We start from the raw sequence: 16,999 nt of genomic DNA, 5'->3' as shown, positions 1-16,999 counted from the left end.
GGGGATTTCTATGATTAATGCGCCAGTTAGCCGACCGTCCGTACTCAAACGGGTGGCTTGGGCCGGCGTTGGCTGTGTTGCGTTCGGGCTGCTCTGTGGCCCCGGTAGCGGGGTCGCCGCGGGGCTGGGGGAGCAGCTCAATACCCAGCTTCTACACGGTGTTCGCTGGTCTGGTCGCTTGGGACTGTACGACTTTCAGCGCGATCACAATCTCAACCAGCCCTTTCCGGGTAATCCGACCCAGGACCCGAACGGCGGCTATGACGTCGGCTCGGTCGCGATCGGTGGCAATATCTATGCCCAGACCGGCCAGATCTACGGGTTGTCGGCGGGGCTTGGGTATTCGTTTTCCGAGGCCTTGCAGGACAAGGAAGATTACAACTCGAACCTGGTCGGCCCAGCCGGGCATTATCGAACCCTCAATCGTGCCTATGCCCAGTACAACTGGCCGGGGGTGCGGATTCGCGCCGGGCGCCAGAACATGCATACCCCGTTTGCCTCGGACGATCAGTTCGCCTTTATCCCGCGCTCGTTCGCCGGTTTTTCGATCTCGGCCCGACCGCTGGATTTCGCGACCCATCGCGATCGCTCGGTCGACCCGGGCGAACAGCGCATCGCGCCGGCCGATTACAACAACGACCTGCTGATGCCGATGTCGTTTCACGACCAGCGTCAGGACAAGCCGAAGTGGCAGGTCTATTTCGCGCGCATGTATAAGTTCGAGAGCCGCAGTTCTAGCCATTTCCAGGACGGCAATCGCTACGTGCCCGATACCTCCGGGTTCTACACCTTGGGCACCCATGCCCGCCAGAGCACCGCGCACGGCGACTACATCGCCCAGCTGTGGCATTACAACTTCAACGACACGGCGGATTTACAGTATGTCGAGGCCGGTTATCAGCTGCCGGCGCTGGCTGTGAGCGATGGTTTCGATGGCATCAAGCCGTTCATACGGCTGCAGTACACCCACGAGAGCGAAGCCGGCCAAGCCAAGCTGGGTCCGATCGATGCCGATGTCTATGGCGCCAAGCTGGGGGTGCGTTCGGCCCATTTCGGCCTGTCGGTGGTCGGGCACTATTCACCGACCCACGAGGGCAGCTTCCGCGGCGGGCAGGTGGCCCATCCCTATACCGATCTGTCGGGGTTGTTCTATACCGACACCATGAACGACGGTGTGGGCGATCTCGGGCCGGGCTATGGCTATGGCGTGCGCGCGAATGTACGCGCCACCGATGAGTTCTCGTTGTTCTCGCGCTATATCCGCTACGTGGCCCGCTACGGCCAGAGCCACGATTTCTACGATACCTCCGGGCCGCAGGGCTTTGCTGCCAATACGCCAATTACCCACAACCAGCACTCCTGGGGCTGGGATACCGGTGTGACGCTCAGCCTGTCGATGATCAGCCCGGTGCTGGAAGGCTTCAAGCTCCAGGATGTGCTTGGCGTAACCGATTTCGAGGGCAGCCATCGGTTCTACGACAATCGGCTGCGTCTGTTCTATAAATTCTGAGCCCTTAGAGTCCAGCGTCCGGGCGTGTGTCGTTCGAATGCTACTTCGCTGATGGGGAGCCGGTTTCGCAGGCTGTCCGTGCTGGGTCTTCGGGGGCTGCTGCGATAACGCGGCAGGCGGCATAGTTTTTATAGCCAGCCCGGTTTCGGCCAGGGCCGGGTTGAGCGCGATCCAGCATGGCAAGCAGTCTGGATGTAGGGCGACGCCGCGACGGAGACTGTGTCTCGGATTGCTGCCAAACCGGCTTGGCCTGGCGGGCCGGAGAAAATCAGCCGGATCGGTGGCTATTTTCAGCGCGTTGATCGCTTTTGTCTCGGGCCGGGCTTTTGTCGGCCCGGGCTACTGACGCATATTGGGCGAGTTAAATTCATCCCACAGGAGCCTGGCATGGCTTATCTGAAGGTCGATACCGAAAATACTGCGCCGGTCGAGTTGTACTACGAAGACGTGGGTGCCGGCCGCCCAGTGGTGCTGATCCACGGCTGGCCACTATCCGGCCGTTCCTGGGAGGCCCAGGTGCCGGCGCTGGTGAATGCGGGCTACCGCGTGATCAGCTACGATCGACGCGGCTTTGGCAAATCCTCCCAGCCGTATCAGGGCTACGATTACGATACCTTCGCTGCCGATCTGGATAAGCTGATGCAGCATCTGGATCTAAAAGACGCCACCCTGGTCGGCTTTTCCATGGGCGGTGGTGAAGTCGCGCGTTATATCGGCACCTATGGCAGCGAGCGGGTGGCTGGCGCGGTGTTCGCCGCAGCCGTACCGCCGTATCTGTACAAGGCCGACGACAATCCCGACGGCGGGCTGGACGATGCCACCATCGAACAGTTCGAAAACAGCGTGAAGCAGGATCGGCCGGCGTTCTTCGAGGATTTCTCGGCGCAGTTTTTCTCCACCGAGGCTGGTGGACTGCTGGTCAGCGATTCGATGCGGGCCTATCACCGGGATCTGGCCTGGGCAGCGTCGCCCAAGGGCACGTTGGATTGCATCTCGGCCTTCGGACGCACCGATTTCCGGGGCGATCTGGAGCGCATCGATGTGCCGACGCTGGTGATCCACGGCGATGCCGATTCGATCGTGCCGATCGAAGTTTCGGGCAAGCGTACCGCGCAGAGCGTCGCTAACGCGTCGCTGGTGGTCGTTCAGGGCGGCCCGCACGGCATCAATGCCACGCATGCCGACGAGTTCAATCGGGCCCTGCTCGAGTTTCTCGACTGAGCGGGTGAGTCCAATCTGAAAATGCCGGCCGCCGGGTTATCCGGCGGCCGGCAAACAACGCCGGCCCGAGGCCGACGTTCGGGCGCTACCTGCTCGGTCGGGGGCAACCGGGAGGGCCAAGGCAGCGCCTACAAAGCAGCCCGGAGGGCAATCAGGCTGCCTTGTCCTTCATCGAGGCCATGTCGATGACGAAGCGATAACGTACGTCACCGGCCTTCATGCGCTCGAAGGCCTCGTTGATATCGTTCAGGTCGATCATCTCGACATCGCAGGTGATGCCGCGTTCGGCACAGAAATCCAGCACTTCCTGGGTTTCTGGCATGCCGCCGATCAACGAACCGCCGACTACGCGGCGCTTGAAGATCAGGTTCATGCCAGTGATGGCGGGCTCGATCGGGTCCATCAGGCCGACCAGGATATGCGTGCCGTCGTATTTCAGGGTCGCCAAATAGGGGTCGATCGGATGCTGGACCGGCACCGTGTCGAGCATGAAGTCGAAGGTTTCGGCCACGGCCGCCATCTGCTCGTCGTCGGTCGAGACCACGACATGGTCGGCGCCGTTGGATTTGGCTTCTTCAACCTTGGATTCGGAACGGGTGAACAGCGTCACCTCGGCGCCGAAGGCCTTGGCCAGTTTGACGCCCATGTGGCCGAGACCGCCCATGCCGATCACGCCGACCTTATGGCCAGCTTTCACACCGTAGTGTTTGAGCGGCGAATAGGTGGTGATGCCGGCGCACAGCAGGGGAGCTGCAGATTTGAGATCGATGCCGTTGGGCATGCCGACCACGAAGCGCTCGGAGACCACCACGAAGGTGGAATAGCCGCCCTGGGTCATGCTGCCGTCGTGCGGATCCTCACTGCCGTAGGTCATGGTGAAGCCGTTCAGGCAGTACTGCTCCAGCCCATCGTTGCAGGCTTGGCAGTCGCGGCAGGAATCGACCATGCAGCCGACGCCGACCAGATCGCCTTCTTGGTACTGGGTGACTTCCGGGCCGACCTGGGTCACGCGGCCGACGATCTCGTGGCCGGGTACGATCGGGAACTGGGTGAAGCCCCAGTCGTTCTTGGCGAAGTGCAGGTCCGAGTGGCAGACGCCGCAGTATAGGATCTCGATCGCCACATCGTCCGGACGCGGGTCGCGGCGGTTGAAATCGAACGGCTCGAGGTTGCGGTCTGCCGCATGGGCAGCGTAGGCGTGAGTCAAAGTGGGCATGAAGCCTCCTGTCAGTGGTGACCAACGTTGCGTGCCAACACGCGTTTGGTTGCCATGCATTGTTGGTGCGAAGCGGCTCTACGGCCATAGCGATTCTTCGCTTATTCATGCCCGAAAGTCCGAGCCAGTCCGGCCCGGCCGGCGCCAGCGGCGGTCTTTGTTGCATAATCGTGTGGTTTGGAGAATCAGAAGCCCGGACGCATGAATACCTACGCCGAGGCCAGTGATCTGGCCCGACTCGCCGAACGTATTGCGCCGCATGTGCGACACAATGGCTTCAACGCCACCTCGGTTGAAGGCCTCGAGCTGGTCGCTTCGAGCTGTCATCGACCGCGCGAGCCCCAGGTCTACGAGCCGGGGCTGGTGTTCATCGTACAGGGCGAAAAAGTCGGCTATCTCGAGGACCGGGTCATCCACTACGGGGCCGGCCACTATCTGGTGCAGGCCATGCCGTTGCCGTTCGAGTGCGAGACCCGGCCCGGCGGTAGTGCACCGCTACTGGGAGCGAATCTGCGCGTCGAGCCCGATGTGCTCGGCGAGCTGGTCAGCGCCATGCCGCAGGATGCGATCGCTACGACCCCGCGCTGCGATGCCCAGACGCTGCCGATGGCAGCGGTCGATCTGGACACTCGGATGGTCGAGGCGCTGGCCCGGCTTCTGGATTGTCTGAACGACTCGGTGGCGGCCCGGGTATTAGCGGCCGATCGCCTGCGTGAGGTGGTCTTCGAGGCCCTGCGCGGGCCCCAGGGGCATCTGCTGCTACAGCTGCTGCAGGTTCAGGGCGTCTATGCCCGTATCGGCGAAGCGATCCAGCAGCTGCGGGCCTACTATACCGAGCCGCTGTCGGTGCCGGCGCTGGCGGCCAGCGCGCATATGAGCGTGTCGAGCTTTCATGCCCATTTCAAGCAGCTCACCCGGGTCTCGCCGCTGCAGTACCAGAAACGCATCCGCCTGCTGCGGGCCCGCGACCTGCTGGTACGCGGGACGACCAACGTCAGCGGCGCCGCTGGTGCGGTCGGCTATCAGAGCGCTTCGCAGTTCTCGCGGGAATACAAACGCTATTTCGGCGTCGCTCCCGCCCACGACCACAGCAGTGCCGGCGAGCTGATCGATCCGACGGTCGCCTCTGCCTGATGCCGGCCTGGCGGCTGGCTGGCTCGTGGCCTGGAGTCACCGTCGGGGCTAGCCGTTGGCTAACGGCCCACGATATAGCGTTGGCTGCTCGGACTCGCGATTTCAAGGCGTTAGCGGACATAACCGGTCAGCGACGGTATCGCGAAAACGTTGGATCGCCGGTTCGCTTTCGTCGACGCGCGTGAGCATGCTGACATCGAGCTTTTGGCTCAAACCGGGCAGATCGCGATAGACCACGGCGCCGTTGAAACGGGAAGACAAGATCGACGATAACAGGGTGATGCCGAAACCGGCCTCGACCAGGCCCAGGGCCATCATCGGATTGCTGGCGCGGCCGCCGGAGCGAGGTTCGAACGGCAGCACCCGGCGGGTTAGACGAAGACCGCTGCTGTCTTCCTGGCCTGCATAGCCAATGAATGGTTCATCGATCAGCTCGATCGGTTCGATATGGCTCTGTTCGGCTAGCCGGTGATGTGCGGGCAGCACCAGACGCAGGGGAAATTCGGCCAGGATCAGGCGAGCACAGGTCGTATCGGGGCGCAGCGATAGCGTCGTTCCCAAGGCGATATCAACCTGACGGTGGGCGAGGGCGGTCGGCTGACTTTGGGGGTGCATCTCCTCGATCGATACTTCGATTCCGGGGTATCGCTCGCCCACGGTGTCGATACAGCGCTTGAGCAAGCCGGAATAGACCGCGCTGGGTGAATAGACCACACGGACCCGGCCAACGGCGCCCGAGGCGACCGAACGCACCGTGGCGGCTGCAACGTCGACTTGTTCAATACAGCGCCTGGCCTCCGGCAGCAGCGCCTGGCCGGCCGCGGTGAGACGCACTTGGCGTTGCGAGCGGTCGAATAGCCGTGTGTCTAGCTCGGTTTCCAGAGCCTTGATCTGCATGCTCAGGGCTGGCTGGACGATATGCAGCCGCTCGGCCGCGCGAGCGAAATGCAGCTCTTCGGCCAAGGTCAGGAAATAACGCAGTTGTCGTACGTCCACGGCAGAGCTCTGTTGATCTGATCACTGTAACTAATCGACATGTCGCTGGCGGGCCTGGTTTGCCCGGGTGTGACCGGTCTGGGGCGAACGAGGGGAGGGGGTCAAAAAAACCACCAAATAAGCGCATACCGGGGTCGGTCTGTAGCAAACGCAGTGATTTTAGATAGTTGACGCGAGTCTGAAAGCGCTGCACTTGATCCGCCGCAAGCAACTGCCTGGGCTTTGATTTCGGCTGATCAATCAATTTTTCTGATCAGTCTATCAGTAAATCTTAGTGTTCGGCGCTAGTCGCGCCTCCTTAGACTTCCGTCGCATTGTGCTGGAGATGGTTTTCACGCCTACGCGGTCGTGGTTTATCGGCCGGAATCGGTGGTTCTTTAATCCCAGACTTTTCGTATCGCGACGCACCAGGAGACTTCATGCGTTTTGCAGCACTGACCGGCGTACTTATGACCTTTGCCCTGCTTAGTAGTTCCGCAGCCTGGGCGGCTCGTTCGAGCGATGCCTCGCAGGCGGCGGATGCCAGCCGCAAAGCCCATCAAAACTATGAAAAAAAGCGCGATGCGCTGGCCGAGCAGCGCTTGGGTGGGGCGATCGGGGCTTCTTCGCGCAAAGCGGCCCCGGGCGCTTCTGCAATGCTGGATGCGCCGATCAAGACCGATGATTCGCTGCAGGCCGGCGACGATTCGCAAGCCTCGTCTAATCGCTAGTCGATGACATCGTTCAAGGATTGCTGATGTACAAGTTCACAGGAATGGGCCGTGCCGTCATGGGTGTGGCGGTCTTGTCATTCGGGGTGGGCCAGGCCTATGCGGCGCCGCCACGCACGGGTCTCGACGTCGAGGCCCGGGTCGGCGCGATGGTCGACAACATGACTCTGGCCGAGCAGATCAACTACACCCGGGTCGACGATGGCCATATGCTGCCGCCGCTGGCCAAGTTCGACCTGCCTGGCACGATCGCCTACGACTCGTCGATGGGCGTGCATGTCGACGATAAAACCTTCGGGGCCCAGTATCCGTCGCAGTCGGCTTTGTCGGCGACCTGGAACATCAATCGGGCGAAGGAATTCGGTCTGGCGATCGGTTATGAGACCCGGGCCGCCGGCGGCCAGCAGATGCTCTCGCCGGGCATGAATCTGTATCGCATGCCCTACGGTGGGCGACAGGCCGAATATATCAGCGGCGAGGACCCGTTCCTGGGCGCCGTAATGGGCGCGGCCTCGGTCAACGGTATCCAGACCCAGGGCATCATGGCCGGTGCTAAGCATTGGTTGATGAACGAGCAGGAAGCCAACCGCCGCGGCTTGAACGTGCACGTGAGCGAGCGGGCCATGCGCGAGCTCTATATGCCCGGCTTCGAGTCGCTGGCCAAAAACGCGAATATCGCGGCGATCATGTGTGGTTTTAACCAGATCAACGATGAATACGCCTGCGACAATCACCATCTGATTACCGATGTGCTCAAAGGCGAATGGGGCTACGAAGGCTTCGTGCTGAGCGATTTCAACTCGATCCACGATCCCTTCCAGGGCGCCTGGGCCGGTACCGACCTGGATATGCCCACCGGCCTGCAGTTCACCGAAGCCAATCTGATGCCGTATGTCTGGAGCGGGCAGCTGGTTCCCGACGTGATCAAGGACAAGGCCCGCCGGAACCTGCGGGCGTTGGTGCGTTATCGCTTCGATGAAGGCCTGCCGGTCGTCACCGGGCTGACCGAGCCCGGGCACGGCGCCCGCGCAGCACTCGATGTGGCGCGCGAAGGGATCGTACTGCTGAAAAACAGCGAGTCCCAGGGCCAGCCGCTGCTGCCGCTGGACCAGAACGCCAAGATCGCCGTGGTCGGTGACCTGTCGGTAGGCGTGCCGACGTCGCCCTCCGGCACGGCCTGGTCGCCGCCGGACAGCTATGTCAACGAGCTGAGCGGGCTCAAGCAGCTGGCGCGTTCGGAAAATCGCGTCGACTATCTGCAGTCGCTGTCGCTTAGCCCCCAGACGTCGGTCTGGTATCAACCAGCCCAGGGCGGTAGCGATATCCAGAACCAGGGTCTGAAAGCCGAATATTTCAGCAACACGGACCTGTCCGGCGAGCCGGTGATCACGCGCATCGAACCCGGGGTGGACTGGGATTTTTCGAGCAACCAGAACGTGACCGCTTTCGGTACCAGTTCCGTGAATGGCTTCAGCCCGACCGGCGGCAGTTTCTCGGCTCGTTTCACGGGCCAGATCAAGCCGACCATCAGCGGCCGTCATGTGTTCAAGGTACGTGCCGATGGGCCGTTCAAGCTGTGGGTCAACGGCCGCCTGCTGATCGATTTCGATGGCGAAGTCGCCGGCAGCGGCTTGACCTCGCCGATTGCCTATTCCGGGCGTACGCAGCGGCTGCGGGCCGGCCAGACCTACGACGTGCGGCTGGAATACCAGCGCACCAGCAGCGGCTCGTCGCAACTCGGCAGCATCAACGGCATCCAGATGAGCTGGGCCTCGTTGGCAGCACCTCAAAACCTCGATCAGTACGACGCGGTCTATATCGCAGCCGGCCTGGGTAACGAGTATGAAGGCGAAGGCTCCGACCATGAAGCCGAACTGCCGGAATATCAGTCGAACCTGATCCGTAATTTGAGCCGTGCCAATCCGAACACGATCGTGGTGCTGCATGCCGGTGGTGGCGTGAAGATGTTGCCGTGGGCGAAAAAGGCCGGGGCCATTCTGCATGCCTGGTATCCGGGCCAGCAGGGCGGTCAAGCCCTGGCCGAGATCATCTATGGCGATGTGAACCCCTCGGGCAAGCTGCCGATCAGTCTGGCCAAACATCTGGAAGACAATCCGGCCTATTCGAGTTACCACGACGTATCGGCCTACCAAGGCGATAATGCCAAAACCGACATGACCTATAGCGAGGGCGTATTCCTTGGCTATCGCGGCTATGACGAGAACGGCGTGAAGCCGCTGTATCCCTTCGGTTTCGGGCTGTCGTACACGACCTTTTCCTATAGCGGTCTGAAGCTAACCCCGCATCGTATGACGCCGGGCGCCACGGTCGAAGCCAGGTTCACCGTCACCAATACCGGCAGCCAAGCCGGCTATGAAACGGCCGAGCTGTATGTGCATCCGCGCCAGAGTACGATCCCGCGGCCGCGCAAGGAGCTCAAAGGCTTTGCCAAGGTGTATCTGCAGCCGGGCGAGAGCAAGCAGGTGACGATCCCGCTCAACGGCCGCTCACTGGCCTATTACCAGAAGGATACGGATAGCTGGGATATCGACCCGGGACGCTATGTGATCAAGGTCGGTGGTTCGTCCGATGCGCTGTCGCAGCGCGCGCCGTTGATCGTCAGCCAGGCCGAACAGCTCAAGACTTCGGATTCGAATCCTTTGCCGAAGCCGCTGCAGGAGGCCGTACAGGTCAATCCACAGCGCGCCTACTAGGCCATACCTGGATCGTCGCCGGCCGATAGACGGCCTTGGCGACTAGAGCAAGAAAAGCCCGGCGGTATACGCCGGGCTTTTTTACGTGGGGCCCCGGCCCGGCGTGCCGGTCAGTGGTGATGGGCACAATGGCCTTCGGTTTCGGCCTGCCGGGACAGCAGCCAAAGCCCGATCCCGAGGGCAACGAAGACCAGATTGAGCCAGAAGGTGTAGTCCAGACTGAAGAAAGTCATGGTACCGACGTCTACCGCACTCGAGTCGGGCACCCAGCCGCCGGCCGAGAAGATGAGATCGATCACGAAGCCGGTCACGGCCATGGCGATATAAAGAATGACGCCGAGCGTGGCGGCCAGCCGGGTGCCGTAGTACTGGCGATAGACCAGCAGCATCGGGATCACGATCAAGTCGCCGTATATAAAGGCCAGCGCGCCGCCGAAAGTGATGCCGCCGTTGAACAGGGCGGCGGCTAACGGCACGTTGCCCACCGAGCAGACGAAGCTGACCACGGCCACCAGCGGCCCCACCAGAGCATTTTCGATCATCTGCAACAGGCTGACGCTCTGATCGGCGCCACCGGAAAGAAACAGCGCCTGCCAGAAGTCATCCGGTACCCAGACCACTAGGGCGCCGGCTACGATCACGCCGATGGCGATATCCTTCCAGATCATCGACCAGTCCATCACGAAGTTGGCCGCTGCCTGGCGCCAGCCCGCCAGGCTGGTGAGGCTCGGTACCTCGGCGTCGCCGTCGCGTTCTTCGCTCTGGGCGTCGCGAAGACGGGCAAAGGCACTGGTCGGCGCCGCGATTTTCATCAATAGCGCCGTAATGACGATCAACAGCACGCCGCCGGCGAACTCGGCGACCACGAACTGCCAGCCCATCAACGACCACAGCACGAAGCCAAGCTCGATCACCAGATTGGTAGCCGCGATCATGAACGCGAGCGCGGCCGTGATATGGGCGCCGCGCAGGAATACGCTGCGGCTCATAGCGGCCGCTGCATAAGAACACGACGAAGAAATCGCGCCGAAAAAGCCGGCTCGGGCCAGCGAGGCTGGGCTATCGTCGCCCATGACCTGCACCATACGTCGTTTCGGCACGAAGGCCTGCACGGCGCCGGAAATCGCGAAGCCCAAGACCAGGGCCCATAGAATTTTCCAGAACATGCCGGCGATCGTATAGAGCGTATCGCCGAGCGTTGAAATCAAGTCCATATAAGATTGTCCTTCTAGCTAGAAAGTGGGGCCGGATCAGAACCAGGCTCGAATGCCGATCACGAATGCCGTCGAGGACGAGGATTCGCCTTCGGCCCGGCTGAAGTCGCGGGTTTTGCCGTATTGCTGCTCCCAGCGCACGCCGATATAGGGGGCGAATTCACGGCGGATCTCATAGCGCAGCCGCAGGCCCATTTCGGTGTTGTTCAAACCGCTGCCCAGACCGTATTTCGGCGTGCTTTGGGCGGCCAGATTGAGCTCGAGGCGCGGCTGTAGAATCAGGCGCTGGGTCAGCCGCAGGTCGTACTCGAATTCGCCGCGAAAACTGACATCGCCGTCTTCGCTGACATACATCGAAGTATCGGTTTCCAGCCAGTAGGGGAGTAGCCCTTCCAGACCCAGAACGGCAAAGCCGCGATCGGGGTTCGGGTTGAGGTCGTAGCGCAGGCCGATCTGGGCGTTCCAGAACGGCGAGATCGTACGGCTGTAAAGCGCCTGAAATTCGCTGCTTTCTAGCGAGCCACCGTCGGCCGGCCCTTCGCCTTCGGTTTTCCACCAGAAGCGGTGATAGTCGCCGCCAACCCAGCCCTGGGCATCCCAGAGATAATTGTCGGCCCCACTCAAGACCCCGTATTCGAGACGGTCGATCAGAACATAGTGGTTGATCCGTTGGTCGTGGATCGGCTGCGACCAGGCGGCCGGCGCGCCGCTGGCTGAATTGGTTGGGCCTTGCGGGACGACCGTGTCCAGCGGCGCGGTGCCGGCCAGAGGCTCGGCCAGGGCCATGCCGGAAGTGCCGACCAGTACGCCGACGCCGAGCACGAACGATAGCGTGCACTTAAGCATTGTCCGCCTCCGTCCGATCGCTGACTCGGACGACCCGGAACATGCCCATTTCCATGTGGTAGAGCAGATGGCAATGAAAGGCCCATCGTCCGGGCTCGTCGGCCGTGATTAACAGCGAGACCCGGGATGCCGGCAGGACGCTAAGCGTGTGCTTGAAAGGCAGGCGGTCGTTGTGTCCGTTTTCCAGCTCCATGAACATTCCATGCAGATGGATCGGATGCTCCATCATGGTGTCGTTGACCAGGATCAGCCGGATGCGCTCGCCGTAGGGGAATTCGATCGGCGTCGAATCGGAATAACTCACCCCATCGAACGACCACATATAGCGTTCCATATTGCCGGTGAGATGGATCTCTATGGTTTTCGCCGGGGCGCGTCGATCCTGCATCGGCAACACGTTGCGGAGCTGGCTATAGGTCAGTACCCGGTGGTCGGCGCCCTCCAGCCCGGTGCCTCGTTCGCCCAGACGGTCGCGTTCGACCTCGGCCACCGTGAGATTGCCGATCCCGTGGTGGTCCGGGCCGTGGCGAGCGATGACCGGCCCGGCCTGTTCCATGACCGCACCGGTGCCCGTGGACGAGGTCATGCCGGACATCGAATGCGGTTTTTGGGTCATCGCGGTGTGGCCGGATTCATGCGATGCCATCGATGGCATGACATCGCTGTCCATCGCGTGATCGCCATTGCCAGCCATGCCGGACATGGCCATGCCCATATCGACCATGGTGCGCTGCGGCTGGGCGCGCAGCGGCGGGACTTCTGCGCTCATCCCGGGGCGCGGCGCCAGTGTGCCTCGGGCATAGCCGCTCCGGTCCATGGCTTCGGCCATCACGGTGTAGGCGCGTTCGGCCTGGGGTTCGACGATCACATCGTAGGTTTCGGAGACCGCGATCTGGAATTCGTCGGTTTCGACCGCTTCGACCCGCTTGCCATCGGCCGCCACGACGGTCATTGCCAGCCCTGGAATACGGACATTGAAATAGGTCATCGCCGAGGCATTGATCACCCGTAGGCGGATGCGTTGGCCCGGTTCGAACAGACCGGTCCAGTTGGCCGCCGGATGCATGCCGTTGACCAGATAGTGATAGGTATGGCCGGTAACATCGGCGATATCGCGCGGACTCATGCGCATCCGGCCCCAATCCAGGCGATCGCGCAGCGTGGCGCTCAAGCCACTGTCGGCGATGTCGTCGGCCAGATCGCCGAGCGTGCGCTGTGAGAAATTGTAGTAGTCGCTCTGCTGTTTGAGTGTTTCGAGCAGGCGATACGGGTCCTCGAAAGTCCAGTCGTTGAGCATCAGCACGTATTCGCGCTCGGCGCTGATGCCTTCCGGTTCGGCCGGATGGATCACGATCGGCCCGGTCTGGCCGATCTGTTCCTGTAAACCGCTATGGCTGTGGTACCAATAAGTACCGGCTTGTCGTACGGGAAAACGGGCTTCGAAGCTCTGACCCGGCGCGATCCCGGGAAAGGCCACGCCAGGCACGCCGTCCATCTGAAACGGCAGCAGCAATCCGTGCCAGTGCAGGGAAGTCGGCTCGTCCAAATGGTTGTGCACCCGAAGCCGAGCGTCATGACCTTCCCAGAGCTCGATCAACGGTCCCGGCGTCGAATGATTGAGCGTGATCGCGGCGGCCCGGCCGCCGGCGATATCGATCCATTCGCGACGCACATGAATATCTAGGCTCTGATCCCGTGGCGGCCCGCCTGCGATACGGGTCGCGGCCTCGTTGAGCCCGGCAGCGCCTCGTTCGCTGCGTGCATAGGCTGGCCACAGGCCCTGGGTGCCCGTTAACAAACCGGCCGCGCCAAGCGCCTGTAACAGCCTGCGCCGCGCTGGATCGTGATGTTTTGAGGTCATCGGCAGCCCCCGCGGTCGGTAGGCCGGTTCGACGGTGGCCGTGCCGTTACACAGGCGCCTCGATGCGGATTAAACAGCGGGTATGCGGGCGCGAACCGTCTTCGCGCAAAGTTTGATGGCAGACGCCCGGGAAGCCGCGGCCTTCGGCGCAGGACAAAGCATAGGGACATGGCGTATCTCTTTCGCCTGGCGAGTCAGCCTGCCTAGCGGAGCCGTCTATGGCGGACGACCACGCGGAATCGGTGATTGCTCCGATTCGCTCGGCATAGCGGCGACATCGCCTAGATTGAACGAATCACGCGGCCCTAAGGGCAACGCGCGATGGCCAGATCAGCTAGAGGCGAAAGAAGGCGGACGGAAGGGCGGCGAGACGAAACCCAGCAGCGGTGAGGCGACTGTCATCGAGAGCGGATACGCCGGTCGAGGCGTGGTGGTATCCGATAGCCGAGGGCTGTTGGTCAGAGCGCTCACCGAGCAACTGTCGAGCATTGGACAGGGCGCCATGGGATGGCGAGACGATGGCTCGGACTGTGGTTCAGCCTGCGTCGTGGGCTTATGCCCGGTGGCTGCTGCGCCGTTCGAAGAAACGGCGTTTGCCATGTGCAGACACGATGCGCCGGATACGCCAGCCTGGGCCGCCAGCGTATATAGCAGTAGGAGCGTTATCGTGATCGCACGCATCATGATGCGAAAACGTTAGCCGAGGCCTGTGCGGAACACAAGCCAGGGCCGACCCGGCCGCGGTCGATTGGGCGACGCAGAGTTAGTCGCCGGGGCGACCGCGGCCGCGCATGGCTTTTAATCGGCCGCGTCGTTTTTTCTCGTCGGTCCGTTTGCGCCGGGCGGTTCGGCTGGGCCGCGTGGGCTTGCGTTTTTTTGGGGTCTGACCGGCGCTCTGCAGGATCGTTTTCAACCGGGCCAGAGCCTGTTCACGGTTACGCTGTTGGCTGCGCGAATCTTGGGCCTTGATCACGATCACGCCATCGCTCGTGATGCGCTGATCGGCTCGAGCCAGCAGTCGTTCCTTATAGATATCGGGCAACGCCGCCGAGGCTCGGATATCGAAGCGTAGCTGCACGGCGGTGGCGGTCTTGTTCACATGCTGGCCACCGGCGCCCTGAGCGCGTATGGCCTGCCATTCGATCTCGCTGTCGGGCACGGTCACCGTATTTGAGATTTCGAGCATGGCCGTTCCTCAAGCGTCGTCGTCGTGGGCCACGGTCAGTGGCTCGGCGAAGGTCAAGGTACGATAAGGGAAGGGAATCTCCATGCCGGCGGCATCCAGGGCCGCCTTGACCGCGACCACCACTTCGCTGCGCGACTGGCGTACCGCCAGCGGTGTCGAGCCGCACCACCAGGTCACTTCGATCTCCATGCCGCTGTTGCCAAAGCCATGGGCCAGAATCTGCGGCGGCCGCTCGCGCATGACGTGTTCACAGCCGCCTACGGCCTGCTCGACGATCTCAAGCGCTGCGGCCAGATCGACCGAATAGGCCACGCCGGTCAGAATCGATACCCGGCGCTCGGGCTGATCGGTGAGCACCCGAACCGGGTTTTTGAACAAGCGGCTGTTGGGCACCAGCAGTAGTTCGCCGCTGACTTCGCGCAGGGTGGTCATGCGGATATGCACCCGTTCGACCCGGCCGAGTAGATCGCCGCATTCGATGAAGTCGCCGGCTTCGAACGGATACTTCCAGAGCATCAGCATGCCGGCGAAAAAGTTCTCGAAGGTATCGCGAAACGCCAGGCCCACGGCGACCGACAACAGGCCGAGTCCGCCTAGTGCCTTGGCCGGCGAGACGCCGGGAAAGACCACGATCAGTGCCAGCAGCAGCCCGGTGGCCCAAATCGCAAGCTTGATCAGGCGTTCGATGACCCGCAGCAGCGACGGCCGGGCCCGGCGTCCGGCGATCCGGCGGGCCACGCGCAGACTGGTCCAGGCCAACAGCCAGGTTGCCAGAATAATTCCCAGCGCGAGGGCAAGCATCGGCAGGCGGGCGATGAAATCGGTCCAGGTCTGAGTTGCGGTCTGCAGTGTGACCGCGACGATACGATCGAGGGAGAAGGCGGCCTCGGCGGCCGGTATCGTCGTCTCGGTGGCGGGCTGGGTCACGGCAGTCTCGATGCGCGGCACGTTCTAGCGATGCGGGCAGGGCCGGTTGCCGGCCCGGGCGCCCCGGATAGGCCTGCAGGCATCGCCAACGCCTTGGGTCTATTGTTCGCTCGCTGAGCGCTACCCCGCAAGTCGACGGTCGGGCGGCTGCATCCAAAATAGCGATTACTGTATAAATAGACAGTATGAAGACGCTCGACAAGCTGGCCATTCTGGCCGACGCCGCCAAATACGATGCCTCCTGTGCCTCCAGCGGCACCCGTTCGCGCTCGTCGGTCGGCGGACGTGGGGTCGGCTCGTCCGAAGGCTCGGGAATCTGTCATGCCTATGCGCCGGACGGGCGTTGTATTTCGCTGCTCAAGATTCTGCTGACCAATTTCTGTATCTATGAGTGCAGCTATTGCATCAATCGCAATTCCTCGAACGTCAAGCGCGCCCGGTTCACGACCCAGGAGGTCGTGGATCTGACCCTGGACTTCTACAAGCGCAACTACATCGAGGGGTTGTTTCTGTCCTCGGGCGTGATCCAGACCCCGGACTACACCATGGCCGAGTTGGTCGAGGTCGCGCGCAGCCTGCGGCTCGACCACGACTTTCGCGGCTATATCCATCTCAAGACCATTCCGGATGCCGATGGCGAACTCTTGGCCGAGGCCGGGCGCTTTGCCGATCGGCTGTCGATCAATATGGAGTTGCCGACTCGGATCGCGCTGCACGACCTGGCCCCAGAAAAGGATCATCGCACCATCAAGCTGTCGATGGCGCGTATCCGGGCGCGCCAGGATGAACAGGCCGAGGCTCGACGGGCGGCCAAACGCATCACCAACACCAAGCCGCGGCCGGCGGCCGTGCCGCGTTTCGCCCCGGCCGGCCAGTCGACCCAGATGATCATCGGTGCCGAGCCGTCGACCGATGCCGAGATCCTGTCGACCACGGCCGATCTGTATTCGTCCTATCGACTGAAGCGCGTCTATTTTTCAGCGTTTTCGCCGATTCCGGATGCGTCGGCCAAGCTGCCGGCACAGCGGACCTCGCTGATCCGCGAGCACCGGCTATACCAGTCTGATTGGCTGCTGCGTTTTTATGGTTATCGCCACGATGAAATTACCGCCGGCAATGATGACGCGGCGGCAGCCGGCATGCTCGATCTGGATGTTGATCCCAAGCTGGGCTGGGCGCTGCGCAACCGGGCTTATTTTCCGGTCGATCTGAACCGCGACGACCGCGAGCGTCTGCTGCGCGTGCCGGGGCTCGGGGTGAAGTCGGTCAAGCGGATTCTGGCGATCCGGCGCTGGCAGAAGGTACGCCTGGAAGATCTGGTGGCGATGCAGGCCGGGCTGAAAAAAGCTATGCCGTTCATCGTCTGTGCCAATCATCATCCGGGGGCGAATGAGGCCGCCAGCACGACGCTGCGAGCGCGATTTGCGCCGCCCGCGGCCGCACAGCAGAGTTTTGCATTCTAGG

13 protein-coding genes are annotated in these 16,999 nt (G+C 62.2%); 6 read left to right on the top strand and 7 right to left on the bottom strand.

Annotation, left to right across the window (positions count from 1 at the left end):
• Positions 1-10 precede the first annotated feature (10 nt).
• Together V5738_RS15760 and V5738_RS15755 are read left to right on the top strand one after the other, a co-directional pair.
• Positions 11-1,510, top strand: a complete 1,500-nt coding sequence (locus tag V5738_RS15760; RefSeq protein ID WP_423821763.1) for a hypothetical protein — start codon at positions 11-13, stop codon at positions 1,508-1,510.
• Between the two features lie 387 nt (positions 1,511-1,897).
• Positions 1,898-2,731: an alpha/beta fold hydrolase gene (locus V5738_RS15755; RefSeq protein WP_423821762.1), complete on the top strand. Its 834-nt coding sequence runs from the start codon at positions 1,898-1,900 to the stop codon at positions 2,729-2,731.
• Between the two features lie 151 nt (positions 2,732-2,882).
• On the opposite strand, the gene V5738_RS15750 is transcribed toward V5738_RS15755, so the two are convergent.
• Positions 2,883-3,947 carry an NAD(P)-dependent alcohol dehydrogenase gene (locus tag V5738_RS15750; protein WP_423821761.1) on the bottom strand — a complete coding sequence of 355 codons (1,065 nt, stop codon included), beginning with the start codon at positions 3,945-3,947 and terminating at the stop codon, positions 2,883-2,885.
• 201 nt (positions 3,948-4,148) lie between these two features.
• Here V5738_RS15750 and V5738_RS15745 point away from each other — a divergent pair, with 201 nt between their 5' ends.
• Positions 4,149-5,081 (top strand): AraC family transcriptional regulator, encoded by a 933-nt coding sequence (locus V5738_RS15745; protein ID WP_423821760.1) that lies wholly within the window; start codon positions 4,149-4,151, stop codon positions 5,079-5,081.
• Positions 5,082-5,183: 102 nt separating this feature from the next.
• On the opposite strand, the gene V5738_RS15740 is transcribed toward V5738_RS15745, so the two are convergent.
• Positions 5,184-6,077: a LysR family transcriptional regulator gene (locus V5738_RS15740; protein WP_423821759.1), complete on the bottom strand. Its 894-nt coding sequence runs from the start codon at positions 6,075-6,077 to the stop codon at positions 5,184-5,186.
• Positions 6,078-6,496: 419 nt separating this feature from the next.
• Here V5738_RS15740 and V5738_RS15735 point away from each other — a divergent pair, with 419 nt between their 5' ends.
• Both V5738_RS15735 and V5738_RS15730 read left to right on the top strand, forming a co-directional pair.
• A complete protein-coding gene (locus tag V5738_RS15735) occupies positions 6,497-6,787 on the top strand; it encodes a hypothetical protein (RefSeq protein WP_423821758.1) in 291 nt (96 codons plus the stop codon).
• A 44-nt stretch (positions 6,788-6,831) separates the two neighbouring features.
• Positions 6,832-9,501 carry a glycoside hydrolase family 3 protein gene (locus tag V5738_RS15730; RefSeq protein WP_423824192.1) on the top strand — a complete coding sequence of 890 codons (2,670 nt, stop codon included), beginning with the start codon at positions 6,832-6,834 and terminating at the stop codon, positions 9,499-9,501.
• A gap of 110 nt (positions 9,502-9,611) precedes the next feature.
• On the opposite strand, the gene V5738_RS15725 is transcribed toward V5738_RS15730, so the two are convergent.
• The 5 genes from V5738_RS15725 to V5738_RS15705 form a co-directional block, all read right to left on the bottom strand.
• Complete coding sequence (locus tag V5738_RS15725) at positions 9,612-10,715, bottom strand: permease (protein WP_423821757.1); 1,104 nt, start codon at positions 10,713-10,715, stop codon at positions 9,612-9,614.
• A 36-nt stretch (positions 10,716-10,751) separates the two neighbouring features.
• Complete coding sequence (locus V5738_RS15720; RefSeq protein WP_423821756.1) at positions 10,752-11,561, bottom strand: copper resistance protein B; 810 nt, start codon at positions 11,559-11,561, stop codon at positions 10,752-10,754.
• Positions 11,554-13,422 (bottom strand): copper resistance system multicopper oxidase, encoded by a 1,869-nt coding sequence (locus tag V5738_RS15715; protein ID WP_423821755.1) that lies wholly within the window; start codon positions 13,420-13,422, stop codon positions 11,554-11,556. The genes V5738_RS15720 and V5738_RS15715 overlap by 8 nt, the downstream gene beginning before the upstream one ends.
• A gap of 763 nt (positions 13,423-14,185) precedes the next feature.
• Positions 14,186-14,608, bottom strand: coding sequence for an alternative ribosome rescue aminoacyl-tRNA hydrolase ArfB (gene arfB, locus V5738_RS15710; RefSeq protein ID WP_423821754.1), 423 nt, complete (start codon positions 14,606-14,608; stop codon positions 14,186-14,188).
• Positions 14,609-14,617: 9 nt separating this feature from the next.
• A complete protein-coding gene (locus V5738_RS15705; RefSeq protein ID WP_423821753.1) occupies positions 14,618-15,535 on the bottom strand; it encodes a mechanosensitive ion channel family protein in 918 nt (305 codons plus the stop codon).
• 185 nt (positions 15,536-15,720) lie between these two features.
• On the opposite strand from V5738_RS15705, the gene V5738_RS15700 reads away from it, so the two are divergent.
• Positions 15,721-16,998, top strand: coding sequence for a putative DNA modification/repair radical SAM protein (locus V5738_RS15700; protein ID WP_423821752.1), 1,278 nt, complete (start codon positions 15,721-15,723; stop codon positions 16,996-16,998).
• Position 16,999: the final 1 nt, after the last annotated feature.

The sequence above is a fragment of the Salinisphaera sp. SPP-AMP-43 genome, assembly GCF_049568105.1.
In the GTDB taxonomy this organism is placed as follows: domain Bacteria; phylum Pseudomonadota; class Gammaproteobacteria; order Nevskiales; family Salinisphaeraceae; genus Salinisphaera.
Note: the sequence above shows the minus strand (reverse complement) of the source record. Positions and strands in the feature narration are given on the sequence as shown.